The organism is Pseudomonas sp. Nvir (assembly GCF_963778085.1).
Lineage (GTDB): Bacteria > Pseudomonadota > Gammaproteobacteria > Pseudomonadales > Pseudomonadaceae > Aquipseudomonas > Aquipseudomonas juntendi.
The window spans coordinates 2,117,519-2,140,896 of the sequence record NZ_OY970405.1 but is presented as its reverse complement, the minus strand read 5'-3'; the positions used below and the strand labels follow the sequence as shown (position 1 = coordinate 2,140,896).

The following is a 23,378-nucleotide window of genomic DNA, read 5'->3' as shown; positions in this document are numbered from 1 at the left end:
ACCCCCTTCACCGCAAGGTGGCACACTGGCTGCTACTGTCTAACGTGCCCCTGCGTGAAGGAACACCCCCTCCCCATGAACCAAGAGTTGCTTTGGGTGCTTGGCCTGCTGGCCATCGTCATTGTCCTGTTCGTCATCAACCGCCCACGCATGGACGTGGTTGCGCTGATGGTGATCCTTGCCCTGCCGCTGCTGGGCATCCTCAGCGTGGAGCAGGCACTGGCCGGCTTCAGCGACCCCAATGTGGTGCTGATCGCCGCCTTGTTCGTGATCGGCGAGGGCTTGGTCCGCACCGGCATTGCCTACCGCATTGGCGAGTGGATGAGCGAGCGGGCCGGCAACAGCGAGGCGCGCCTGCTGGTGCTGCTGATGGTGGCGGTAGCCGGCCTGGGCTCGATCATGAGTTCCACAGGCGTGGTCGCCATTTTCATCCCGGTGGTGCTGAGCATTGCCGCGCGCCTGCAGCTCTCGCCCAGCCGCCTGATGATGCCGCTGGCCTTCGCCGGCCTGATCAGCGGCATGCTCAGCCTGGTCGCCACGCCACCCAACGTAGTGGTGCACAGCGAGCTGGTACGCCATGGCCACGCCGGCTTCAGCTTCTTCAGTTTCACCCCCTTCGGCCTGGTGGTGCTGGTGCTGGGTGTCGGCTACATGCTACTGACCCGCAACTGGCTCAATGGCGAAGTGCGCAAGGACGGCCGCGTGGAAAGCCGCCGCACCCTGCTGGACCTGGTACTGGACTACAAGCTCAACGGGCGCGAGCGGCGCCTGCGTATTCGCCCACACTCGCCGCTGATCGGCCATACCCTTGGCGAACTGAAACTGCGTACGCGGCATGGCGCCAACGTGATCGGTATCGAGCGCCAGCACAAGTTCACCACCCGGGTCATCACCGCCGATTCCAACACGGTGCTGCACCAGGGCGACGTGCTGCTGCTCGACCTGTTCGCCAACCATGACAACCTGCGTAGCCTGTGCCAGACCATGCAACTGGAGCCCATGCACTTCAAGGCGGCTTATTTCATCGACCAATCCCAGGAACTGGGCATGGCCGAGGTGTCGCTGCCGCCTGGCTCGCAGCTGATCGGTAAAAGCATCCTTGAACTGGCGTTTCGTACCCGCTATGACCTCAACGTGGTCGGCCTGCGCCGCGAGCAAGCGGCGATTGAAGACCAGTTGGTAGAAGAAAAGCTGCGCCTTGGCGACACCCTGCTGGTGGTCGGCCCGTGGAAGGCTGTGCGCCTGCTGCAGGGCAAACCCAAGGACTTCCTGGTACTGAGCCTGCCTGCAGAGATCGACCAGGTAGCACCAGCCCGCACTCGCGCACCGCAGGCGTTGCTGAGCCTGGCAGTCATGGTGGGGCTGATGGTCAGCGGCGTGGTACCCAATGTCATCGCCGCGCTGATCGGCTGCCTGCTGATGGGCGCAGGCCGTTGCATCGACATGAACAGCGCCTACCGCGCCATCCACTGGCAAAGCCTGGTGCTGATCGTGGGCATGCTGCCATTTGCCCAGGCACTGCAGAAAACCGGCGGCATCGACCTGGCCGTGGGCGGCCTGGTCAGCGTGCTGGGCGGAGCCGGCCCCAGTGCCATTCTGGCCTGCCTGTTTGCGGTTACCGCGGTGATCGGCCTGTTCATCTCCAACACCGCCACGGCCGTGCTGATGGCACCCGTTGCGGTCAGCACGGCGGCGCAGCTGGGCATGTCGCCCTACCCGTTTGCCATGACCGTGGCGCTGGCTGCATCGGCGGCGTTCATGACGCCGGTGTCTTCGCCGGTCAACACGTTGGTGCTGGGCCCGGGCCAATACCGCTTCGCCGATTTCGTCAAGATCGGTGTGCCGTTCACCGTGCTGGTGATGCTGGTCACCGTGCTGATGGTGCCGTGGTTCTTCGGCCTGCAGTAAAAACTGCCAAGCAGTAGCGGCAATTTGGCATTATTACGACCGGCCGCGGCAGATTGACATCAACTGCCATGACGAAACACACTGCCGAGCAAAGTCCCAGGTGCTACAAGGCGTTGTCCTGGATTTCGTCTCCGCTTGCCGGTCGAGCCCATGGTTTTCCCAGCCCCATCGCGCCTGTTGCCCTACGTTGCTCTGCTATGCCTGACCTTCGGCCTTACCTTGGGCGGCATTCTTGCGCGCCCGATCGAATCCCTGTCATTGTTCTGGCCTGTGAATGCGGTACTGGCCGGCGTGTTGCTGCGGCACCCGCGCCAAGCCACGCTGGCCGGCTTCAGCCTGGTGTGGCTGGCCATGGTCGGCGCCGACCTGCTGTGCGGCAGCGCCTGGCTGCCCGCACTGTGGTTCAACCTGTGCAATCTAGGTGTCGTGGTCACTCTCTGGCTGCTACTGTCGCGCCTGCCCCGTGTGCACCGGCGCTTGCGCACCCCCCAGGGTGTACTCAGCGTGTTCGCCGCCTGTGCCGCCGGCGCCGTGGTCGCGGCCAGCATGGCAGCAGCCATGGCCGCGCCCTGGTTTGAACAGTCCCTTGGCGCCACTTGGCGGGCGTGGTTCAGCGAACAGTTCTCGACCAGTGTGCTGATCCTGCCCGTACTGCTCACTGCACCCTCGATGCGAGCCCTTATACGCGGTGGCGCGCAGCCTGTACGGCTGGCACCACTGCTGGGGCTGCTGGCCTCACTGGCGTTCAGCATTGCCTTCGGCGGCCCTGGCGCCATCGCCTTCCCCATCGCCGCACTGCTGTGGTGTGCCTGGACCTACTCGCCGTTTCTGGTGTCGCTGCTGGCGCTTACCGCTGGGAGTACGCTGATCGTGGCCGTGGCACAAAACCTCATGCATTTCAGCGTGCCGCAAAGTGCGCCGGGGGTGACGACACTGTTGTCCGCGCGCCTGGGCATTGCCATGCTGGTGCTCGGGCCGCTGGTGGTGGCCTGCGTCAGCCAGGCCAACCGCAGCCTTATGGCCCGCTTGGCCCACCAGGCTACCATCGACCACCTCACCGGCGCGCTCTCCCGCAGCGCCTTCACCCGCCGCGCCAACGCGCTGCTGGACAGCCGGCAACACGCCCAGGCACTGCCACTGACCCTGATGATGCTGGATATCGACCATTTCAAGTCGATCAACGACGCCCATGGCCATGCCGTGGGCGACCAGGTGTTGCGCCAGTTCGCCGGCGCCCTGCAAGACCAGTTGCACAACAATGAACTGTTTGCCCGCCTGGGCGGCGAGGAGTTCGTTGTGGTGATGCCAGGCCTTGCGCCCGAGCGGGCCACGTTCACCGCCGAACGGCTGCGTCGTGCCGTGCAGGACCTGCACGTGGTCCAGGACGACAAATGCCTGCAAATTACGGTCAGCATTGGCGTGGCCGGCTGCGAAGCGCACATGCCGTCACCCAGCCTGGACCTGCTGCTGGCCAGCGCCGACCAGGCACTGTACCGGGCCAAGGCCCACGGCCGCAACTGTGTGGAGCATGCCGACCCGCAGCGCCAGGTGGTGTGAGTCAGCCGACGAACACATCCCACGACAGCTTGGCGATCAGCACGCACAACAGCACCAGGAACAGCCCGCGAACGAAGCCCGCGCCCTTGCGCACGGCCAGCCAGGTGCCGGTCAACGCGCCAAGGATATTGCACAGGGCCATGGGCAGGGCAATGGCGTACAGCACGTTGCCCGACGGCACGAAAAACACCAGCGCCGCCAGGTTGGTGGCGATGTTCACGACCTTGGCCGAGGCCGATGCATGCAGGAAATCCAAGGCGAAGAAGCGGATGAACAGGAAGATCAGGAAGCTGCCTGTGCCAGGGCCGAACAGGCCATCGTAGAAACCGATCGCCCCACCGATCAGCACTGCCAGGCATTGCTCCTTGCGGCCGATCCGGGCCGGTTTGTGCAGGGTGCCGAAGTCTTTCTTGCAGAACGTGTACACCGCCATCAGCACGATCAGCACCAACACCGCCGGGCGCATTACCCCCGGCGGCAGCAGCGACACCGTGGCAGCACCGGCGAACGACATGACAAAGGCGCTGACCGCCGCGGGCACGATCAAGCCCCAGTCCAACGTGACCTTGCGGATGAACGAACGCGCTGCGAAGGCCGTGCCACACACCGAAGCCAGCTTGTTGCTGCCTAGCAATGCCGCCGGTTGCGCGGTGGGTAGCACGTTGAACAACGCGGGAATCTGGATCAAGCCGCCGCCGCCCACGGCCGCATCGATCAGGCCGGCGGCGAAGGCGAATACAGAAAGTACAGCGATATCCATCATGACGCGGTTCCAGGCAGTGGGTACAGGTGCAAGGCTAACCAAAAGGGCGTGGCTGTGTTGAAATGCCATATTGCGAAAACTGCAACAAGGAGCAGGGCATGGCATTGGACATGCTGCGGGAAATTCAGGCGTTCGTCAGCGTCGCGCACAAGCGCAGCTTTGTCGCCGCGGCCCGGGCGTTAGGGCGTTCGCCCAGCGCGGTTACACGCGCGGTGCAAACCCTGGAAGACAACGCCGGGAGCAAGTTGCTGAACCGCAACGCCAATGCGGTCACCCTGACCGCAGCGGGCGAACGCTTGCTGCCGCACGCCGAGCGCTTGCTGGATGTGCAACGCGATGCAGCCGACGAACTGGCTGCGCTCAGCGGGAACGCACAAGGCTGGATCCGCTTCGCCGTGCCGCAACTGTTGGCCGAACACCTGTTGCCCCAGGTGCTCGCGGATTTTTCCCGTCGCCACCCCCAAGTCACGCTGGATGTGCAGTACAGCGACGAAGCGCTCGACCCACTGCTGGGCAAGTTGGATTTCGCAGTACGCGGCGCCTTCCCGCAGTCCAGCGAACTGATCGGCTATCCGCTTTGGCCCTACCAGCGGCACTTGTATGCGAGCCCGGCGTACCTGGCCTTGGCCGGTACGCCGGCGCATCCCGAACAGCTGGAAGGCCACTCGCTGATCCTGCATACCGCACCGCGCATCCTCAAAGCCTGGCACTTTTGCCGCGATGGCCAGATCACCAGCGTGCGGCCCAGGCCGCGGTTGCGCCTGGCCTCGGGCACTGCGGTGTACCACGGCGCCCTGGCGGGTGCCGGTATCGCGCGCCTGGCAGCCTGGGTAGGCGAGGCGCAGGTCAAGGCCGGGCGCCTGGTGCGGGTATGCGCGCCATACCGCCTGACCTCCAGCACTGGCCAGGACCCGCAGATGCACGCGGTATACCCGGCTGGCGATCTGCCCGCCCGGGTGCGCGACTTGCTGATAGCCCTGCGCCAGGCCGGCCGGGCGCCATGAACAGCCCTTCGAAAAGGCTGTTCAATTTCTGCTCAATTTAACAGAGCCCGCCACCGGCATGGCTTACAGCACTTTATCCACAGACCTACCCACGTTTTTTGTGGACAGATTTCCCAACGCAAAGAATGACTTATCCCACACCCAGCAATGCCGCATTGGCCAGCTTTACCAGCTCGATCCACTCTGACATGCTGATATCCCCAGCCTGCTCCAGCGCTTGTGCATTACGCAGCGCCTGCTCGTAACCCTGCTCATCCAACGTGCCCTCGGCGAGGAAACGGCTACGCCACTCCAGGGCGGCGCAGGCGCCTTTCTTGCATTCCATTAATGTGTCGACTCCCAGCGGAAAAGGCCGACCCGAATGAGCGGCGGCGGGAGACTACACGAGGTATTAATGCTTGAGAATGCCATGCAGCGACCGCTGGTCCAGCGATGCTGACGAAGAGAATAGTGGCCATTTGCCAGGAAATTGGGCCCGAGCTTGAAGTAGACGGGCCGCGCAGAAAAAACCGATCACCCTCAGCTTGGCGGAATGGTGCCAAGTAGACCGATCAGAATAGTGAGTAGCAGAAAACCCCCCAGGAACAGCGCCAGCTTGCCCATTGGAACCTCGACAGTTGTGAAGCGGGAATGGGCGTATTGTCGGGCCTGGGCTGATACGGTTACAGATTCAGGTTGGCGCAAAAAAAGCGTATCAGATGCAGCGCACGGCACGTGGCAGCGCTGGGGCGCCCCTCAGCCCAATTGCTGAAGCTTCTCTGCCGGTAACCAGCCCAGCTCGCCGTTACCATGGCGCCGACACCAGAGCCAGCCATTGAGCGGCCGCACCATCTGCACCAGTTGCCCCGGGTCGGCGTCCAGTTCGTGCGCACAGTAATGATCGAGCGCCCGCCCCTGGCAAACGCTGAGCCGTTCAATCAGCTGCGCGGGCACCCAGCCGGGCTCCTGGCCGGTGCAACTGCACAAATACCAGTCCTGCCAGCCAGGCTCGCCTTCATAGCGCGGGCCAATCTCCAGCAAAGTGCCTTTGGCAAAGCGGATAGGCCGCGGGTACTCACTGCGGTGGGATTCGATCACAACGTAGTGCATGGGCCTCTCCTTGGCCGGAAAACCTTCGCGCCAAGCTCAGGCGGCAGATACCGCCCGTCATCGGCGCATGTATGGGGCGACAACGGCAATGATACATACCAAATGCCACGGTGTTTCCTGCGGCATGCAGAGCATTGTGACAGCCCCTGTTTTGCAGAAGTTGCACCGGCTCTGGGTAGGTCCCGCGCAGGTCGCTGAAGGCCCGGCACCTGCTGGGTGTGCAAGGTAAGTGCAACATAACATTTCCAAAGCTGATCGAGCCCTGCGCAGTGGGCCTGCCGAGGGAGAACCGGCCCAACCCAGCGGATACTGGATGCCAGACGGCACGTGGCGACATATACAGAAATGCATCTTGTAGGAAACTTTACCGCTCAATGTAGGAAATACCGCGAACACCAGATTTTCCTGTATGAAACATCAGTTTCTAGAGGTAATTCGAGCTGCTACGGTCCATGTTTCCTACAACGGCACGGAAGCCCACAGTGTGAGAAGCCCATGGACCCTTTCAACGCTTCAGCCCTGAAACTGCAGAAAAACCTGCTGAACCTGCGCATTGAGCGGGACCGCCTGAGAAGTGCGGGCAAACACCAGGAAGCTGATCAACTTGCCCAGTCTGTCGCGCAACTGGAGGCGGCTCTGCAGCAGTTGCCAGATGACCTCAAACCAAAAACCTTGCAGTAAGAATACCCACGCGGTGCCCCCAGCCGGTGAAGCCTGCCGGGCTGAAAAGCGCCGCCTGGGGGCCCGCACAACGATCCCCTGCGGCCGGCTGACGCTGCCCCGCATCCACAATTCCACTGGCCTTGATCCTGATAATTAATTGGAGGCAAGCGCTCATCCGCCTTACCGTGGCAAGCCACCAAGCCCCAGTAGAAAAGGCCAGTTCCATGAACGACCGTGAGTTCATCAATGCCATCGATGCCGATGGCCTGCCCCTGCACATTGCTGTCAGCAACGGCCGCATCAGCCACATTGGCGCGCAGCGCGCCAGCACCCCGGCCCGCGAAACGATCGACCTGGAAGGCTTGCTGGTATTGCCGGGTTTCGTTGATGGCCACATTCACCTGGACAAGAGCTTCGTGGGTGATCGCTGGCGCCCGCACCAACCTGTCGCCAGCCTGCGCGAGCGCCTGGCCGTGGAAAAACGTGAGCTGGCGAGCGCACCGCCCATCATCGAGCGCGCCGACGCGCTGATGCGTCAGGCAGCTGCGTACGGCACCTTGGCCATGCGTTGCCATGTGGACGTGGACGCCACCACCGGCCTGAGTCACCTGCACGCCATGCTCGAAGCCCGGGACAACTGGAAACACCTGCTCGACATCGAGCTGGTGGCCTTCCCCCAGGCCGGCGTGGTCACCTGCCCTGGCACCGCCCAGGTCATGGAGGCCGCTATCGGCGAAGGGGCTCAGGTGGTTGGCGGCATCGACCCCACCACCTTGGACGGCGACGCTGACGCCCAGCTGGATATCGTCTTCGGCATCGCTGAGCGGCATGGCGTTAAAGTCGATATCCACCTGCATGAACCCGGCGATATCTGCATCGCCCAACTTCAGCGCATTGCCGCGCGCACCCAGGCCCTGGGCATGCAAGGCCTGGTTGCGGTCAGCCACGCCTACGGCCTGGGCGACGTCACCGACGCGGTGGTCGACCACACCGCCGAGGCGTTGGCGGGCGCAGGTATCTCGATCATGACCAATGCCCCGGGCGACCGGGCCTTTCCGCCAGTGCTGCGCTTGCGCGCCGGGGGTGTGCAGGTGTTCACCGGCAACGACAACATCCAGGATGCCTGGTGGCCGTATGGCAATGGCGACATGCTGCAGCGGGCGATGCTGGTCGGTTACCGCTCGGGGTTCAACACCGACGAAGAGCTGCGGGTGGCGCTGCAGATGGCGACCGAGGCCAGTGCCGCGGTCATGGGCAAGCAGGATTACGGCCTGCACCTAGGTAACGAGGCCAGCTTCGTGTTGTTGAGGGCGCCCAATGCGGCGGCCGCGGTGGCGGCTGCCATTCATGAACGGGTGATCGTCCGCCACGGCGCGTTCTGGGGCGGGCCTGCACAGGTGCACCTGCAGGCTGGCCAATTCGCTGCCGAACTGCGGCGCTGACAACAGCCCTGGCCAGCTTCGGCACTCAAGCGGCAGCCGCCCGTTTGCCCTCTTCGCTGGTCTCGAACTGCCCGACCAGCTTCTGCAACTTGCCGGCATCCACCCGCACCTTCTGCGCACTGCTCTGCAACACCACCGCAGTCTGACGCATCTCTTGGGAAGACTGGTTGACCTGCTCGATGGTCTTGCCATATTCCAGGCTGCGCCGGTTGAGCTGCTGGATGATCGCGAACATACCCTCCACCGCCTGGTGCAGTTGCACGTTTTCGGACGAGGCGTCCTCGGCCAGGCGCAGGCTGCTGTCCACGTCCTGCACGCCCCGCTCCATGAAACTCACGGCCTGACGGGTCTCACCCTGCAGGCTCTCGACCATGGTGCGTATGTCATCGGCAGCCCGCGCCGTTCGCGCCGCCAGGCTGCGCACCTCGTCGGCCACCACGGCAAAGCCACGGCCGTGCTCGCCAGCGCGCGCCGCCTCGATCGCAGCATTGAGCGCCAACAGGTTGGTCTGGTTGGTAATGTCACTGATCAACCCGGTGATGTTGTCGATCTCGACCATGCGGCTGTCAAGGCGTTGCACACTGGAGGACGAGCGCGCCACCACGTCGCGGATCGACTGCGTACCGGCCTGCACCGCCTGGAACTGCTCGCGGGCGCGGGTGACCACTTCGTCCATGGCCTGCTTCATCTGCTCGGCGCTGACCGAGGCCTGCTGCAATTCGCCCAACTGCTCTTCCATGATGATCATCATCTGATGCACGGCCTCGGCCACGTCAGCCGAAGTGACGCTGGCATCCTGGCTACGGCCCAGCATCATCTGGTTGGTGACGCCCACCGTGTGGCTGGCCTTGACCACCTGCCCTACCACTGCATCCAGGCGGTCGATGAAGCTGTTGATCCAGCGGGCCATGTCGCCGCTTTCATCGTTGCCCACCGTGTGGGTATCCAGCCGCTGGCGCAGGTTGCCCTCACCCTCGGCGATGGTCCGCAGCACATTGCTCATGCCATTGAGGCGCGCCGCCACACGGCGCGGCCCGAGCACGCCGAACAGCACCGCGGCGGCGAGCATGGCCAAGGCTTCGACCACCTCGTTCAGGCCCTGCGGCAGGCCCGCGTAGTGCTGCACCAGGTAGTTGCAACCGAACAGGCCGACCATCGTCGCAAGGTAGGGCTTCATCAAGCCATAACTGAGCGAGCGGCGCCGGTAGACTTCCTCGAGGTCTGCCTCGCACATCATTCCCCAGCGGTCCGGCGAGCCCGGCAGCTGGAAGGTCACGCCCTTGCCCACCACTGGCACATGGCGGTAGTCGGAATACCCGGGGTAGGTAACGAACACATTGGCGCCGCAACGGATGGTTTCGCGTACCCCCGGGTGCAGCTCGCGGGTGGATGGGTCGGTGAAACGCAGCTCCAGCTCGGTATGGCGCTGCACCTGCACGGTGCCCCACGCCGTGTGAACGCCGTTTTTCAGGTTCTCGCCGTGGGTGAAGGTGGCATCCTCGAAACGCGAGCGCGACAACGCCGTACCCGGCTGGATCGTCGGGTCGAAGCGCGACTGCGCCATGAACAGGTAGTTGTCACCCGATTCGGCGTAAATATGCCCAGCCTCGCGCTGGATCAAATCGCCCAGCACATCGTTGGGTACGCGACCACAGAGGCAACCCACGACGTTGCCGGTAACCTTCACAGGCTGGTAGAACATCAGGGTTACCTCATCGTGAAAGCGCGAAGAGGACGGGCCGATGCTCAAGGTCAGCGGGTCGCAATAGGGGCCGTGCAAAAATGGCGCCTTCAGCCCCTGCGCCAGCGCACGGGTGTGCTCGACTGGCGCTGTTGCCCGTTGCGGCCAGGTCGAGGCAAGCACCTTGCCAGTGGGGTCGACGACGAACAGCTCGGAGAAGTCCTCGGCCTGGGCCAGCTTGTCCTGCAATTGCGCGCTGCCCAGCCGGTCAAAGCCGGGGGCCAGTTGCTCGGCCAGCTCGGCCAGGTGCTCCCACTGTTCGTGCGCCCACTCCTGCAGCAAACGGACGCGGGTCTGGGCAATGGCCTCGAAGGTTTGCTCGATTTGCGGATAATTTGCCCGGTTCAAGTGACATGCCCAGCCCATGCTGAACTTGCCGGTTCTGCCAAACCAGGGCAGCCAGCCCTTCTCTTGGGATGACAACTGCATGGAAGCACTGGAAAGCGACATTATCTTCACCATACGCGACATCGAATGGCAATTTGATAGCAAGTCGCAGGCCAATAGAGGCATCGGGGTAGAATCACGGTCTACCACCGCATCCCGCCCGCTAACGGTGCAAAAACACACCATTCGGGTGGCGGGTAGCACCATTCAGGTGCAAAGTGAGGCGCCAAGCCCCTGAGCGCACGGGACTGCGCCGCCGTTCGGGATGCTCGCAGATCGCACAACAGTTCGATAATCGCACGAATTCCGCCAAACCCCCTCTACTGTAGCCCTGTCTTGCGGCACGCTATGGCCAAAGTCAGCAAGCGATTGCACATGCTGACAGGCCCACCGCTTTAAAGGCGCCGGCCAGCCCGACAACTCCAACTCCAGGAACAACCAGGAGCTCGCCTTGATCAATAAAACGTACGAGTCCATCGCCAGCGCGGTGGAAGGGATCACCGACGGATCGACCATCATGGTCGGTGGCTTCGGCACTGCCGGCATGCCGTCCGAGCTGATCGATGGCCTGATCGCCACCGGCGCCCGCGACCTCACCATCATCAGCAACAACGCCGGTAACGGCGAGATCGGCCTGGCAGCCTTGCTGATGGCCGGCTGCGTGCGCAAGGTGATCTGCTCGTTCCCGCGCCAGTCCGACTCGTACGTGTTCGACGAACTGTACCGCGCCGGCAAGATCGAACTGGAGGTGGTACCTCAGGGCAACCTGGCCGAGCGTATCCGCGCAGCGGGCTCGGGCATTGGTGCGTTCTTCTCGCCGACCGGCTACGGCACGCTGCTGGCCGAAGGCAAGGAAACCCGTGAAATCGACGGCCGCATGTACGTGCTGGAAATGCCGCTGCACGCCGACTTTGCGCTGATCAAGGCGCACAAAGGCGACCGTTGGGGCAACCTGGTCTACCGCAAGGCGGCGCGCAACTTCGGCCCGATCATGGCCATGGCCGCCAAGACGGCCATCGCCCAGGTCGACCAGGTTGTCGAACTGGGTGAACTGGACCCGGAACACATCATCACCCCGGGTATCTTCGTCCAGCGCGTCGTCGCCGTCACCGGCACCAGCGCTGCTTCGCTTGCCACCGCTGAATGAGGCCTGCCATGACCATCACCAAAAAGCTCTCCCGTACCGAGATGGCCAAGCGCGTGGCCGCAGACATTCAGGAAGGTGCCTACGTAAACCTCGGCATCGGCGCACCAACCCTGGTGGCCAATTACCTGGGTGACAAGGAAGTATTCCTGCACAGCGAAAACGGCCTGCTGGGCATGGGCCCTAGCCCGGCCCCGGGCGAAGAAGACGATGACCTGATCAATGCCGGCAAGCAGCACGTGACGCTGTTGACCGGTGGCGCTTTCTTCCACCATGCCGACTCGTTCTCGATGATGCGCGGTGGCCACCTGGACATCGCGGTACTGGGTGCCTTCCAGGTTTCGGTCAAGGGCGACCTGGCCAACTGGCACACCGGCGCCGAGGGTTCGATCCCGGCGGTGGGCGGCGCGATGGACCTGGCCACCGGCGCGCGCCAGGTGTTCGTGATGATGGACCACCTGACCAAGACAGGCGAAAGCAAGCTGGTGCCTGAATGCACCTACCCGCTGACCGGTATTGGCTGCGTCAGCCGTATCTACACCGACCTGGCAGTGCTGGAAGTTACGGCTGATGGGTTGAAAGTGATCGAAATATGCGCAGACATCGACTTCGATGAACTGCAGAAACTCAGCGGTGTGCCACTGATCCAGTGATCGAGCGCAGGCGCCCGCTGTACAGGCAACCCCGCGGCGTATGATCGATAACCGCATTCGGGTTCATCTGAATGCGGTTATTCGGTAGACTAGCGCCCGGGTGTCTGCTGCATGGTGCAGTGAGGCAGGTTAAAGAACAGCGCAGGTCGGGCCGCCATGCGGGAGTACTTGCGCCTATGCCTAAAACAGATTTGCCTCGCGCCCAGAAAGTGGCCGAGCGCGCCTTGGCCAGCCTTCAACGCTTTTTGCATATTGAAGCAGTCAGTGGCATCGTCCTGTTGGTTGCCGCTGTCGCCGCCCTGATCTGGGCAAATTCCCCTGCCGCACACAGTTATGAGGCCCTGTGGCATGCCCCGATAACGTTCGGCGTGGGCTCGTATGTGTATTCGCAGTCCCTGCATTTCTGGGTCAATGATGGGCTGATGACCATCTTTTTCCTGGTGGTGGGCATGGAGATCCGCCGCGAAATCCACGAGGGCGCCCTGGCCAGCCTGCGCCAGGCCATGCTGCCCATGGCCGCTGCTGTCGGCGGGGTAATCGCACCGGCACTTCTCTACCTCGGTATCGTTCATTCGCCAGCCGACCATCAGGGTTGGGCAGTGCCAACGGCCACCGATATCGCTTTTGCGGTAGGCGTACTGGCCCTGCTGGGCAAGTCGATTCCGTCCAACGTACGTGTGTTTCTGCTTGCCCTGGCGATCATCGATGACATTATCGCTGTGCTGATCATCGCGGTCTTCTACTCGGGTGGCCTCGACTACAGCGGTTTCGGCGTCGCGGCGATCGGCCTGCTGATGGTAATCGCGCTGCAGAAGATTGGTGTGGGATCGGCCTACGCCTATATCGTGCCCGGTGCGATCGTTTGGCTAGGCATCCTGTTGACCGGTGCCCACCCGACCCTCGCCGGCGTTGTGCTCGGGCTGATGACCCCGGTAGCCGCCATGCCGATGCGTGAGCGCCCTCTGGACGCCATTAGCCGCTTCACCAACGAGTTGCTGGGCCGCGCCAAAGCACCAGAGCGCGATGCCAGCGAACTCATCGACCCGTTGAAACGCCTGCGCCTGGCACAGCGCGAACTGCTGCCGCCGGTGGTGCGGATGCAAGGCACGCTGCACCCTTGGGTAGCCTACGGCATCATGCCAGTGTTTGCCCTGGCCAATGCCGGGGTCAGCCTGGCTGGGGTCGACCTGTCTGCGGCGGGCCCACAATGGGTCATGATCGCCGTGATAGTCGCTTTGGTCGCAGGCAAGCCCTTGGGCATCATCAGCGTCAGCTGGTTGATGGTACGCCTGGGCTGGTGCGCGCTTCCCGCCGGGGTGAACTGGCGCAGCATCACGCTGGTGGGCCTGTTGGCCGGTATCGGTTTCACCATGTCGATCTTCATCGCCAACCTGGCGTTCGTCGACCCCGGCTCACTGGGGGCAGCCAAACTTGGCGTGCTATCGGCCTCGGTGATCGCGGCGGTGTTGGGGCTGACCTGGGGCGTATGTAGCGTGCGCCGTGCAGCCCCTGCAGGCAACCTGGGTTCGTCAACCTAGCAGCGCCTGCACTGGGCCGCTTTGCCGGGCTGGCCGGGGCTGAAATGCCCTGGCCAGGACAGGTTCGACGGCCCCTCTTAATACACAGGAGCAGCCGACGCCGCTGATGCTGGCATGAGCATGAGGCGAAAAACCATCAGCCACAAAAAAGCCCTGAAAAATCAGGGCTTTGATGAAAAATAGTGGCGGAAGCGTAGAGATTCGAACTCAACGTATTGGCGCTAGCACGGCTGGAGGCCTTGATTTACGTGAGGTAGAGAGCGGGTGAGCGCGCATCTGTGTTCCCATAGTGTTCCCAGCTCTTCTGTAGGCGTCACCCTGCCACCCCTCCCCCATGGAGATTTTCCATTTCATGTTGACCCATCAAAAAAAGGTAATTTTGGTAATCGATTTTAAAAACAGCCGTGAAACCCTTGTAAATCAACGGCTTGAGAGAAATACATAAAGGTAATTTTTTAGTAATCAGTAGGTAATCCAATTACCCAAACCATTGGTTGGATCGGGGAATACTCAACCCCAGTAAAATCAATGGGTTAGCAAAAAATTACCTTTTCACTTACCTTTTCTTACCTTTTTTAGTAATCGCTACAAGCCACGAATTCCGTGGCCTCGGAGGCGATCGACAAGGGGTGATTACCGAAATTACCTATTTTTTTAACTCCAACTGAGAAATGCCGGAGCTGCCTTGGGACATCCAGGCATTGGAGCAGAAAGCACTCTCGCTGCAGGGATTCGCAGAACGCTGAGGCCCTACATTCTCTGCCAGACCCCAGACACTGGGCGGCTTGCCTCTGACTGAATCGCCCCTGGTTTCGTAGACACCTCCAAGCCTCATAATGAGGCCCAAATAGGAGGTGCCATGAGTCGTCAGCGTTACCCCGAAGAATTCAAGATCGAAGCGGTCAAGCAAGTGACCGAGAAAGGCAAACCCGTCGCCGATGTCGCCCAGCGCCTGGGCGTGTCCGTGCATAGCCTTTACGCCTGGATCAAGGTCTACAGCAAGCCCCAAGAGCAGCGTCAGCAAGACGACGATCAGCAGGCCGAACTGCGCAAGCTGCGCGCTGAACTCAAGCGCGTGACGGAAGAGCGAGACATCTTAAAAAAGGCCGCCGCGTACTTTGCCAAGGAGTGCGGCTGAAGTACGCCTTCATCAAGAAGCACTCGACTGATTACCCGGTGCGGCGCCTTTGCCAAACCCTCAAGGTGCACCCCAGCGGCTACTACGCCTGGCTGGCCGAGCCTCAATCTGCCCGAGCAAAAGAAGATCAACGTCTGCTTGGCTTGATCAAACACGCTTGGCTAGAAAGCGGAGGTGTATACGGCTACCGCAAAATTCACGATGACCTACGTGAGCTGGGAGAGGAATGCGGACGAAATCGAGTCGGGCGCTTGATGCAGGCGGAGGGGCTGCGTTCGCAAACGGGCTATCGGCGGCGTCCAGGGTTTTACGGTGGAAAACCAACAGTGGCCTCGCCCAACCACCTCGCGCGGCAGTTCAAGGTCAGTGAGCCGAACAAGGTCTGGGTGACAGATATCACTTACATCCGCACCTATGAAGGATGGCTCTATCTGGCGGTAGTGCTGGATCTGTTCTCACGCCAAGTAATTGGTTGGTCAATGAAGCCAAGGATGTGCAGCGACCTGGCTATCGACGCAATGTTGATGGCTGTGTGGCGACGCAAGCCACAGCAGCAAGTGATGATTCACTCAGATCAAGGTAGTCAGTTCAGTAGCTCAGATTGGCAAAGCTTCTTGAAGGCTAACAATGTAATCAGCAGCATGAGCCGGCGGGGAAACTGCCACGACAATGCCGTAGCCGAGAGCTTTTTCCAGCTTTTGAAGCGGGAGCGAATCCGACGAAAGATCTACACAACCCGTGAAGAAGCCCGAAGTGATATTTTCGATTACATCGAAATGTTCTATAACCCTAAACGCCGACACAGCAGTGCTATGCAGCTGTCTCCAATAGAATATGAGAAACGCTATTTCCTGAGCTTGGAGAGTGTCTAGGAAACCAGGGGCGATTCATAATTCGGAGTGAAAACAACCTTTTTTACAAAAACAGTAGTTTCCCATTGACTCGCCAAATGATTGAAGTAAGTCAATCGTTGCCAAAGCTTGTCAAAATCCTTTTCCAGCATCACGACTACCCGCCTTATCAATGCTACCTGCTCTCTCAGTGGACCACCAGTCATATTGGCCTGATAGGCATCTACAAAACCTTGAGAAGGTCAACGCGCGCCATTTCAGAGAATGTCGACTACGAAACAAAGTGGAACGATCTTTTGTGGATGCAAGCTATCGAGATCTTCACAGAGAGCTTCGACATCTATCTGAACGAAGCAGATATTGAGTGTTGCATGACCAATATTTGTGAGATGGTTGTGTGGTTCTCGCAGAATGAACTGGGCCACAATTCGCGGCACAAATCCATCACCGAGACAAAGCTGCCCGGCCTTAGACATGTCATAGAGAGATTGCAATATGTCGGGCCCAATGGCCAGCATCAGTCCCTTATTGACAATAACCTCTCTGGCATTTTCAAGGCCGTCCGAGCCAGCCTAGCGGCCACAATACAGGATGGAACAGCGCCGCTGGGTGAATGGTCGATACTATTTTGGTGCTTCGACTGGCTAAGTAAGCAAGCACCGGAATACACATCAATGACTCCGGCAGTCATAGGCCAGGTGATAATTGACAGTTACCTTGACCTCATGGAGATGCGATCTAACGGGCCCTTCACAGCTTGTGATGACGGCATAGCCATCGAAGAATTTGATTGGCATCGAGCATTCGAGATGGCATCCCGGCTTAGCCAAATGCGCCTCATACATCTGCTGGATGAAAGCAAACTGCTTGAGCAGAAGGACGATTCTGACAAGAAGCGCAGCATAGCTTTCTCAGCTCGAACCCACCTACGCCTACTGATCAACCTCATGGCCAAGGTGTCACAGAACGATCGTACAGAAGTGTTGCCTGCAATAGTGTTAATCATCCGACGCTTTGGGTTTACCCAGGACGCGTTCCTCGGCGGATTTGACCACATGTATGACAAGTCCAACCACAGCCCCATTCGGCTGTGGCCTTCGATCTGCGACATGGCCAACGAATTCACCCCAGAAGAATTCACAAAGTTTTTAGCCATGCTGGATTCCTGTAATGCGCCTGTGAGTGCTCTGCTGACCCTACTGGAGAAATCTGCACCCTATGGATATAAAAAGCAGATTCTGGACGTCTTGAACAAACTTGATCTCAGCTCAGAACAACCCAACTGGATGCCCGAGGTAATTGACGTAATTCTTAAGGCCATCAACAGTGGTAACACTAAAATTGCCCTCCACTTTCTCCAATTCGCTAAAAAACACGCACACAAAACATTCAATAATCAGATTGAAGAAATCGCCTCCAAGATTGAACTCAAGGCAATTTTTGATGACAATACCACTCAGAATGACGACAAGCTTGAAGCACTTCGGGCCTATGCGACCCAGCACAATCATAGGCAGGTCGCCAAGGAGGTCACAGCTTACAAAGCGTACTTGATCTCATTACTCAATATTGAGCTAGACAGCACCAAAGCTTTATCCAGCTTCGTTAATTTACTAAGAAGTAATCCTTCACTCGAAAATGCTACAGGCATACTACAGGCAGTCCTGCAGTGGCCAGAAAACAGTCAACCCCCCGCTCCGCTGCTTACCTACTTCGAAATGTGGATGCAGACGTACGATACGTTGCGCCCGGGCAATCGCCACATAGGGTTATCTGATCACGACCTCAATTACATCTTGCAGATGTGCTTGAAACTCTCACGCCTTGATGTTTTCAGCGACTTATGGGAAAAAGCTACGCGTCAACAGCGCATGGCTTACGAGCTGGCTCCGGTTCGTGTTGAACACTTGAAGAAGACCAATCGGTTGGAAGAAGCGAAAAAATACCTGGATGACCTTATCCGCATACACCAAGGCGCTCCGCAAGAAATATTAGACGAATTATCGCACTTAGAGACCACACTCTCCAACGAGAACTCCAGTCTCGTGCACCGGGTAACTCCATCCCCCACCCCGGAAATAATTTCGAGCCATCAACAACTCAGGACTCTCTGGCTTAATATTTTGGCAAAAGACGGATACGCCCACAGTCAAATATTTCATGAGCCATCAGATTCAGTTAATAATTTTCTTTTTTCCGCGATAGAGCAGGTCTGTTGTGAGCTTCTTGCGCGCACTGCCAATTTGCAACGCAAGAAAGAAATCCAAGGAAAATCCAATGTCATCCTCATGGATGAGGAGAACATGATTAATGACTGGCTCACCTCTTTGCTTGATTTGCGTTTGCGATTTGCAGGCTGGTCAATTTCAGATCAAACCAGGATGGGTCACTCTGGCTCGGGCAAAGGTGTAGGTGAATTAGACGGATTGATTCGAGATAACCACAAGAACTACATCAGTCTCATTGAGGCATTCCGGCTCGGTGACTTTCTAGCCAAAAACACTATCAAAGTCCATCTTGATAAACTTTCCAGATACAACAGCGTGGGGTTGAGCCCACTCTTCGTCATCGTCTACACGTCAGCTGACGACTTTGAAGGTTTGTGTCAAAAGTACAAGGAACATGTAGAGTCGATCGATTACCACGGGTTTGATGCCATGGGAGGCAGGCTGGAAAAAGCTCCTATGACTCTCAGAAGAAGTGCCGCTCGCCATTACGTCGAAACGCGTCGCTTCAAGGGCGAGGAAATCACCATCTATCATCACCTGCTCGATTTCAGGATGAAGTGATTACCAGCGGAATCGAAACCACATTTCTTGGGGTAGACACAAGAAAGGTGGTAACCATTTATGGTTTGAAAGAACGGATGGCACCTTCATGCACGTCCATGCCCGGGACAGTGAGTTGAGCGGAAGTCATTGAGCTTCTCACACCCGCAACGTCCTCCGCGGTCACCTGACTACCCTGATTTCCCCAGCCCGCTCGGATGAACGTAACCACCTCGGCGACCTCCTCGTCGCTCAGGCGCCATCCGAATCCGGGCATCGTAAAGGCAGTCACAGCTTTTTTCTGTACCTGCCAGGGTATACCCGCCAAGGATATGATCCTATCACGGAGGTGGGGTCTTCCTCATTCAGCACGCCGTTTCCTGCAAGCTCCGGGAAGGTCTGCGCATAACCTTGGCCATCACTGCGATGACAAGCCTTACAGTTATCGGCATAGACCCGAGCGCCCAGGTTGCTCTGGATCTGAAGGTTGTGGAGCGATTCGGTTGTTTGAGATTGCCCAAGCCCTGCAGCCAAGCAACTGAGTCGCCCAGCATCACCCGCTGGTGTAATGGAAAAGGGATCGTCGATGAATGCAGGGTTTGAGGTAGCACCAATCAGTGCTTAAGGGAGGTGGATTGCGCTCCGAGCTAGCAACCGAACAACCGCCACCTGCTAAAAGTTGGCAGCCAAGCTACAGGCAGAGCCCCTCCAAGACAGGAGTACATTCGTACCCCACTCGAACATCGTGAGCTACTCTTCTTCAATCAACTAGCTGGCCTAGCAGGCCAGTAGCAGGCAGATGATCATGTCGATAATCTCTGATGATGCGACAAGCCGATTAGCGTTCTCAATGATCGAAAACCGAGGCGTGTATGCACTGCTCCTCGGTTCAGGAGTTTCTCGTGCTGCCGGCATCCCCACAGGTTGGGAGATCACGATGGAACTGGTCAAACGTGCCGGTACTGCAGCCGGCGCGGGTGAACAATCTGACTGGCTCACCTAGTATGTTCAGCAAACCGGTCATCAGCCTCATTATTCAAGCGTGCTCGAAGAACTGGCCAGCACGCAAACTGAGCGCCGATCCATCATTCAGGGATTTCTTGAGCCAAGCGAGCAGGATTTGCAAGACGGTCTAAAAATTCCCACAGCCGCTCACACAGCAATCGCTGCGATGGTGAAGGCGGGGCATATCCGAGTCATCATGACTACCAATTTTGACCGGCTGATGGAAAGCTCGCTTCGCAATATTGGGATCGAGCCGACCGTCGTCAGCAGCGTCGACTCGCTAATTGGCGCTGAGCCGCTGGTACATTCGTCTTGCTACATCCTTAAAATTCATGGCGATTACAAGGATGCTCGCATTCTCAACACCGACTGTGAGTTGAGCAATTACCCTGAACCTATGAACGCGCTTCTTGACAGGATCATTGACGAGTTCGGGTTAATCGTCGCAGGTTGGTCAGGGGAATGGGATCACGCTCTGCGCTCAGCATTCATGCGGGCCCCTGCCCGGCGCTACCCAACATTCTGGCTGTCCCACGCACAGCCAGTGTCTCGCGGCCAGGAGCTCATCCACCACCGCCGAGCGGTTGTGGCCTTTGGTGATGCGGACAGCTTTTTCACAGGCTTGCGATTCAAACTCGAAACCCTTCAAGAAGCGAAGCAAACAGATGCCATGGGATTGGAGCTCACTCTCGCCATGGCCAAGCGCTTCATGGCAAAGCCTGAGTACAGGATTCGCCTGGATGACCTCATCAGCGCTGAGACCCGACACGCGCTTGACCAGGTTGCCAAGTTATTAGGCACAGGTGAGCCCACTCCTTGCCCGCCATTTCCAGATCTGGTGGATTCGCGTGAAGCTGCAGCAGAACCTCTCGCGCGCTTGGGCACCATACTGGGACGTTGGGGCTGTGGTGGCGAAGTAGACTCCATGATCGAGGCCATCAAGTCCATGTACCGCGTGGGCCAGAGCTACCCAAGGGGTTCTTTCCACTGGCAGGCGCTGAACAATTATCCCGCTGCGCTGGTGTTCTATGGTTACGGACTTGGTTTGACCAGAGCGGGCCGGTGGCAAGACCTGCATCGGCTACTCAACACGCCTTTGGTGCATGAACATTATGCCGAACGCATCGGGGCTGTACTCGCTCCATTCTTTTTTGAATCCGACTGCGCCCAAGGATGGGCGGAATTGGCGAAGCCGGGCTCGGAAAGCCCGTTATGCGATAGGCTGGTGGAAGTTTTGCTTCCCCGCTGGGCGAGTACGTTTGCAGGGGTGCAAGATCCAGCGGTCATTTATGAGCACTTCGAGATGGCCTGCATTCTGAGCAAGGTGAGCCTGGCAGAGATCAGCCGGTCTGAACTGAAGGAGAAGCTCAAGATGGGAAATTTCCACTACCTGATCCTGGGGCGATTAAAATGGAATGGTCATTCTCGAAGCCGCCTGGCTGTAGAGCTATCGCTTGATGAATACAGCGTGCCGTTACTAAATGCCGGCTTCGCCAACGGCGATCGAGAATACCTCGCCACATTTGTGGAAGGCTTGGAACAGCCGATGCAGTGACAGCACAAACCCCCATCAAGGAGCGATGCATGTTCATCGAGTTCGACCTAAACCACAACGACCTTGATGCCCTGCTTCGGCATTGTCAGTCTTACCGACCTGCGAGCGGGGATGCCCGGGAGGACCGTCGGCTGCTTGATGCACTTGAGGCATTGGCACAAGCCTTGGAAGCCTCGGCGGTGCATGTCGATGAGCTTGGGCGTCCGGATTAATGGAGCGTCTTTCGCTACTGATAAGGCGTGTTCTGCTGTAGTCGATTACGGTCTTGAGCGTTGCGCCGCTAGAGATCCGTCAGCTGCAAGCCCGGCCCCTGGCGTCATCGATCCATCCATCAGGCGCTCACCGGCCTCAGCGACAGCTGACAGGCCGCGCTTCAACACCCTCTACTTAGCGAGTGTCTAAGAGCCTGAGCTTGCTTCGCAGCTCAGCTTGAGTCGACTCGCTCCCTAGCCCGATATCTGGATCACATCTCACTAACCTGTCATCGCTTAGGGGCCAGCTGAACTCGGGATCATCATCCAAAGCGATCCATTTTGATATCCCTGCACGTGTCGCCGCCCCGCAGATTTGCTCGTAACGGGTGAAAAGGTCGTAACCTTCCCTGGCGGTATCCCGCATTCGAGAGTGGTATGTCGCAGATATAGTCCTTACCTGCAACCCTCGCGGCAATGCCGCGCGCGCCCGTTTATATCCCAACAGACGAACCCATGAGGTGGACAAGGAGATCTGAACCCTGGGAAAGTCTTGCAATATTTCCTGGAGAATACCTGCATACATCATGAGGGCCCCAGGCGCCCTCAATTCGATTCCATGCTTGGTTCGAAACGCCGCATCGGCATGCAAGACACCGTCAAAATCGAGAAATAAGATGGCGTGATGGGGCCTCAGCGTCCGGGGCCTTATTGAATCGTTCATGACGTACACCTTGCATCCACCGTTTTCATCCCTTCATCGACCATTCGATCATTGCCCCCAAAATGCACAATACAGCCTTGAGCTGAGGCCTTTCGGTACCGCGGCATTCGCTACATGACTGGAAAGCCGGCGCATCACCCTCGGTCAATGGAAGGTAAACAGAATGCGTCTTTTAGCGAGCAAATCGGTGTCCGCAATGGCCAGACACAGGAAATCTGCAATAGCCTTGAGACGATCAATTTCCACTGAAGATGTCCCTGCGTGCTTGCCCTTGTAATAGAGCTTGAGTGCAACAATTGCCCGGTCGACCAGAACCAGGTCGTCAATCCTGTAATCGTCCAGCGGACGACGCGCCTCCCCCCTTTCAGTTCAATCCCCGTCGCCATAAGCCCGCAGCGCCTCCACCGTAGGAGCGCTAACATGACGGCGAGCACCTCGACCGGCCAGGACGTAAATCCGTTCAGGGGTCTCAAAAAAGCAACCATCCACATGGTTGCCGTAGCTGCTTACGCGCCATTCCGATTGCTTGCCTTCGCTATCAAAAACAACGTGCTGAACTAGGAGTACGGTCCTTTGCTGCATTTCCCGGCTACCCTTTCCGAGCACTCCTTCATCAGCTATCACATCGAGAACCATCCAGCCTCGCACTATGCGAAACGCACGCCCCGAGAACTCTTGGGTCGCGACTCTTATCAGCCCTTCGTCATCGAGACCAGCACCGGGCAACCCTCGGGCATACCCAAAAAGCACGTCGGATATGAGCTGCTGCTCTAAGCACCTATGCGTTGGTTCCACAACTCTCCTTACCTTTTCCGGGACACTTTCAATGGGTGGGGCTTTGCGTCCTTCCTCGTCGTTGTCTTTCCGAACAGTTTGATCAGGCGCCTTCACTTGCCCCCTGGTCGCGTAAGCATGTATCAGCCGGGCTGCAGCGACGCGCGCCTCCAGATAGCCCGGTTGCTGGATGATCTCAGTGGCATCAACAGACACACGTCCATGCTCACACTTGAGCGTTTTGAGAGCCCTCAGCGACTCGGTGATTGGGTCTCGCCCGCTTCTCTTGCTACGCAAGCACCACATATTGATCAACCTCATACCTGGGAAGCCAGCTACTGATCCGGTACGTTCAGACCCGTACGCACACACCTTGGAGATCACGCGACAGCCGATGATCTATGAGCATTACGAGCAGGCTCACTCAGCAGCCATACCTCCTGCGATTTAGCGGTATATTGATCGCAGGTTGAGCATGGCTCA

Annotated in this window: 21 protein-coding genes; 14 read left to right on the top strand and 7 right to left on the bottom strand. The window is 58.8% G+C overall.

Annotation, left to right across the window (positions count from 1 at the left end):
* Positions 1–75 precede the first annotated feature (75 nt).
* Positions 76–1,908: an SLC13 family permease gene (locus AACG97_RS10105; protein WP_197885055.1), complete on the top strand. Its 1,833-nt coding sequence runs from the start codon at positions 76–78 to the stop codon at positions 1,906–1,908.
* A 135-nt stretch (positions 1,909–2,043) separates the two neighbouring features.
* Positions 2,044–3,465 (top strand): GGDEF domain-containing protein, encoded by a 1,422-nt coding sequence (locus AACG97_RS10100; protein ID WP_009682110.1) that lies wholly within the window; start codon positions 2,044–2,046, stop codon positions 3,463–3,465.
* 1 nt (position 3,466) lies between these two features.
* Here AACG97_RS10100 and AACG97_RS10095 read toward each other — a convergent pair whose 3' ends face one another.
* Positions 3,467–4,228: a sulfite exporter TauE/SafE family protein gene (locus AACG97_RS10095; RefSeq protein ID WP_009682109.1), complete on the bottom strand. Its 762-nt coding sequence runs from the start codon at positions 4,226–4,228 to the stop codon at positions 3,467–3,469.
* A gap of 98 nt (positions 4,229–4,326) precedes the next feature.
* Between AACG97_RS10095 and AACG97_RS10090 the strand changes: the two genes are divergently transcribed.
* Positions 4,327–5,232: a LysR family transcriptional regulator gene (locus AACG97_RS10090; RefSeq protein WP_009682108.1), complete on the top strand. Its 906-nt coding sequence runs from the start codon at positions 4,327–4,329 to the stop codon at positions 5,230–5,232.
* A 130-nt stretch (positions 5,233–5,362) separates the two neighbouring features.
* Here AACG97_RS10090 and AACG97_RS10085 read toward each other — a convergent pair whose 3' ends face one another.
* Entirely contained in the window at positions 5,363–5,557 is a 195-nt protein-coding gene (locus AACG97_RS10085) for a hypothetical protein (RefSeq protein WP_009682107.1), read from the bottom strand.
* A 410-nt stretch (positions 5,558–5,967) separates the two neighbouring features.
* Positions 5,968–6,321 carry an SH3 domain-containing protein gene (locus AACG97_RS10080; RefSeq protein ID WP_029885003.1) on the bottom strand — a complete coding sequence of 118 codons (354 nt, stop codon included), beginning with the start codon at positions 6,319–6,321 and terminating at the stop codon, positions 5,968–5,970.
* A 495-nt stretch (positions 6,322–6,816) separates the two neighbouring features.
* On the opposite strand from AACG97_RS10080, the gene AACG97_RS10075 reads away from it, so the two are divergent.
* On the top strand, positions 6,817–7,002 hold the full coding sequence (locus AACG97_RS10075; RefSeq protein WP_009682105.1) for a hypothetical protein: 186 nt from the start codon (positions 6,817–6,819) through the stop codon (positions 7,000–7,002).
* Positions 7,003–7,208: 206 nt separating this feature from the next.
* Positions 7,209–8,426, top strand: coding sequence for an amidohydrolase family protein (locus AACG97_RS10070; RefSeq protein ID WP_115293715.1), 1,218 nt, complete (start codon positions 7,209–7,211; stop codon positions 8,424–8,426).
* 25 nt (positions 8,427–8,451) lie between these two features.
* On the opposite strand, the gene AACG97_RS28000 is transcribed toward AACG97_RS10070, so the two are convergent.
* Entirely contained in the window at positions 8,452–9,102 is a 651-nt protein-coding gene (locus tag AACG97_RS28000) for a methyl-accepting chemotaxis protein (protein WP_371928193.1), read from the bottom strand.
* A gap of 1,492 nt (positions 9,103–10,594) precedes the next feature.
* On the opposite strand from AACG97_RS28000, the gene AACG97_RS10060 reads away from it, so the two are divergent.
* The 6 genes from AACG97_RS10060 to AACG97_RS10035 all read left to right on the top strand — a co-directional run bounded on the left by AACG97_RS10060 (position 10,595) and on the right by AACG97_RS10035 (position 18,667).
* Positions 10,595–10,792: a hypothetical protein gene (locus AACG97_RS10060; RefSeq protein ID WP_177433802.1), complete on the top strand. Its 198-nt coding sequence runs from the start codon at positions 10,595–10,597 to the stop codon at positions 10,790–10,792.
* Between the two features lie 213 nt (positions 10,793–11,005).
* A complete protein-coding gene (locus AACG97_RS10055) occupies positions 11,006–11,701 on the top strand; it encodes a 3-oxoacid CoA-transferase subunit A (RefSeq protein WP_009682100.1) in 696 nt (231 codons plus the stop codon).
* A gap of 8 nt (positions 11,702–11,709) precedes the next feature.
* Complete coding sequence (locus AACG97_RS10050; RefSeq protein WP_009682099.1) at positions 11,710–12,351, top strand: 3-oxoacid CoA-transferase subunit B; 642 nt, start codon at positions 11,710–11,712, stop codon at positions 12,349–12,351.
* Between the two features lie 176 nt (positions 12,352–12,527).
* A complete protein-coding gene (nhaA, locus tag AACG97_RS10045) occupies positions 12,528–13,889 on the top strand; it encodes a Na+/H+ antiporter NhaA (protein ID WP_009682098.1) in 1,362 nt (453 codons plus the stop codon).
* Between the two features lie 859 nt (positions 13,890–14,748).
* Positions 14,749–15,899 (top strand): IS3 family transposase gene (locus AACG97_RS10040; RefSeq protein ID WP_182275479.1). Its coding sequence is split into 2 segments (ribosomal slippage): positions 14,749–14,983 and positions 14,983–15,899, totalling 1,152 coding nucleotides; the frame shifts between segments, so codons are not numbered across the junction.
* Between the two features lie 77 nt (positions 15,900–15,976).
* The gene (locus tag AACG97_RS10035; protein WP_225785704.1) at positions 15,977–18,667 is read left to right on the top strand and encodes a hypothetical protein; all 2,691 of its coding nucleotides are present in this window, start codon (positions 15,977–15,979) and stop codon (positions 18,665–18,667) included.
* A 267-nt stretch (positions 18,668–18,934) separates the two neighbouring features.
* Here the strand turns inward: AACG97_RS10035 and AACG97_RS27995 are convergent, their stop codons facing one another.
* Positions 18,935–19,180: a c-type cytochrome gene (locus tag AACG97_RS27995; protein WP_397460042.1), complete on the bottom strand. Its 246-nt coding sequence runs from the start codon at positions 19,178–19,180 to the stop codon at positions 18,935–18,937.
* Positions 19,181–19,445: 265 nt separating this feature from the next.
* Here AACG97_RS27995 and AACG97_RS10025 point away from each other — a divergent pair, with 265 nt between their 5' ends.
* The 3 genes from AACG97_RS10025 to AACG97_RS10015 are packed head-to-tail and all read left to right on the top strand — an operon-like array spanning position 19,446 to position 21,418.
* Entirely contained in the window at positions 19,446–19,649 is a 204-nt protein-coding gene (locus AACG97_RS10025; RefSeq protein WP_225785705.1) for a hypothetical protein, read from the top strand.
* 39 nt (positions 19,650–19,688) lie between these two features.
* Complete coding sequence (locus AACG97_RS10020; protein ID WP_225785706.1) at positions 19,689–21,206, top strand: SIR2 family protein; 1,518 nt, start codon at positions 19,689–19,691, stop codon at positions 21,204–21,206.
* A 29-nt stretch (positions 21,207–21,235) separates the two neighbouring features.
* Positions 21,236–21,418, top strand: a complete 183-nt coding sequence (locus AACG97_RS10015; RefSeq protein ID WP_197885222.1) for a hypothetical protein — start codon at positions 21,236–21,238, stop codon at positions 21,416–21,418.
* 175 nt (positions 21,419–21,593) lie between these two features.
* Here AACG97_RS10015 and AACG97_RS10010 read toward each other — a convergent pair whose 3' ends face one another.
* Both AACG97_RS10010 and AACG97_RS10005 read right to left on the bottom strand, forming a co-directional pair.
* A complete protein-coding gene (locus AACG97_RS10010; RefSeq protein WP_197885223.1) occupies positions 21,594–22,121 on the bottom strand; it encodes an HAD domain-containing protein in 528 nt (175 codons plus the stop codon).
* A gap of 369 nt (positions 22,122–22,490) precedes the next feature.
* Positions 22,491–23,111, bottom strand: a complete 621-nt coding sequence (locus AACG97_RS10005; protein ID WP_225785707.1) for a DUF6957 family protein — start codon at positions 23,109–23,111, stop codon at positions 22,491–22,493.
* Between the last annotated feature and the right edge of the window lie 267 nt (positions 23,112–23,378).

What these genes read in the sequence shown, in the direction of transcription:
- AACG97_RS10060 (WP_177433802.1), top strand. Translation starts at nt 10,595, where the DNA reads ATGGAAGCACTGGAAAGCGACATTATCTTCACCATACGCGACATCGAA.
- nhaA (WP_009682098.1), top strand. Translation starts at nt 12,528, where the DNA reads ATGCCTAAAACAGATTTGCCTCGCGCCCAGAAAGTGGCCGAGCGCGCC.
- AACG97_RS10025 (WP_225785705.1), top strand. Translation starts at nt 19,446, where the DNA reads ATGATCATGTCGATAATCTCTGATGATGCGACAAGCCGATTAGCGTTC.
- AACG97_RS10070 (WP_115293715.1), top strand. Translation starts at nt 7,209, where the DNA reads ATGAACGACCGTGAGTTCATCAATGCCATCGATGCCGATGGCCTGCCC.
- AACG97_RS10080 (WP_029885003.1), bottom strand. Translation starts at nt 6,321, where the DNA reads ATGCACTACGTTGTGATCGAATCCCACCGCAGTGAGTACCCGCGGCCT.
- AACG97_RS10095 (WP_009682109.1), bottom strand. Translation starts at nt 4,228, where the DNA reads ATGATGGATATCGCTGTACTTTCTGTATTCGCCTTCGCCGCCGGCCTG.
- AACG97_RS10105 (WP_197885055.1), top strand. Translation starts at nt 76, where the DNA reads ATGAACCAAGAGTTGCTTTGGGTGCTTGGCCTGCTGGCCATCGTCATT.
- AACG97_RS28000 (WP_371928193.1), bottom strand. Translation starts at nt 9,102, where the DNA reads ATGGACGAAGTGGTCACCCGCGCCCGCGAGCAGTTCCAGGCGGTGCAG.
- AACG97_RS10075 (WP_009682105.1), top strand. Translation starts at nt 6,817, where the DNA reads ATGGACCCTTTCAACGCTTCAGCCCTGAAACTGCAGAAAAACCTGCTG.
- AACG97_RS10085 (WP_009682107.1), bottom strand. Translation starts at nt 5,557, where the DNA reads ATGGAATGCAAGAAAGGCGCCTGCGCCGCCCTGGAGTGGCGTAGCCGT.
- AACG97_RS10035 (WP_225785704.1), top strand. Translation starts at nt 15,977, where the DNA reads ATGATTGAAGTAAGTCAATCGTTGCCAAAGCTTGTCAAAATCCTTTTC.
- AACG97_RS10010 (WP_197885223.1), bottom strand. Translation starts at nt 22,121, where the DNA reads ATGAACGATTCAATAAGGCCCCGGACGCTGAGGCCCCATCACGCCATC.
- AACG97_RS10050 (WP_009682099.1), top strand. Translation starts at nt 11,710, where the DNA reads ATGACCATCACCAAAAAGCTCTCCCGTACCGAGATGGCCAAGCGCGTG.
- AACG97_RS10015 (WP_197885222.1), top strand. Translation starts at nt 21,236, where the DNA reads ATGTTCATCGAGTTCGACCTAAACCACAACGACCTTGATGCCCTGCTT.
- AACG97_RS10090 (WP_009682108.1), top strand. Translation starts at nt 4,327, where the DNA reads ATGGCATTGGACATGCTGCGGGAAATTCAGGCGTTCGTCAGCGTCGCG.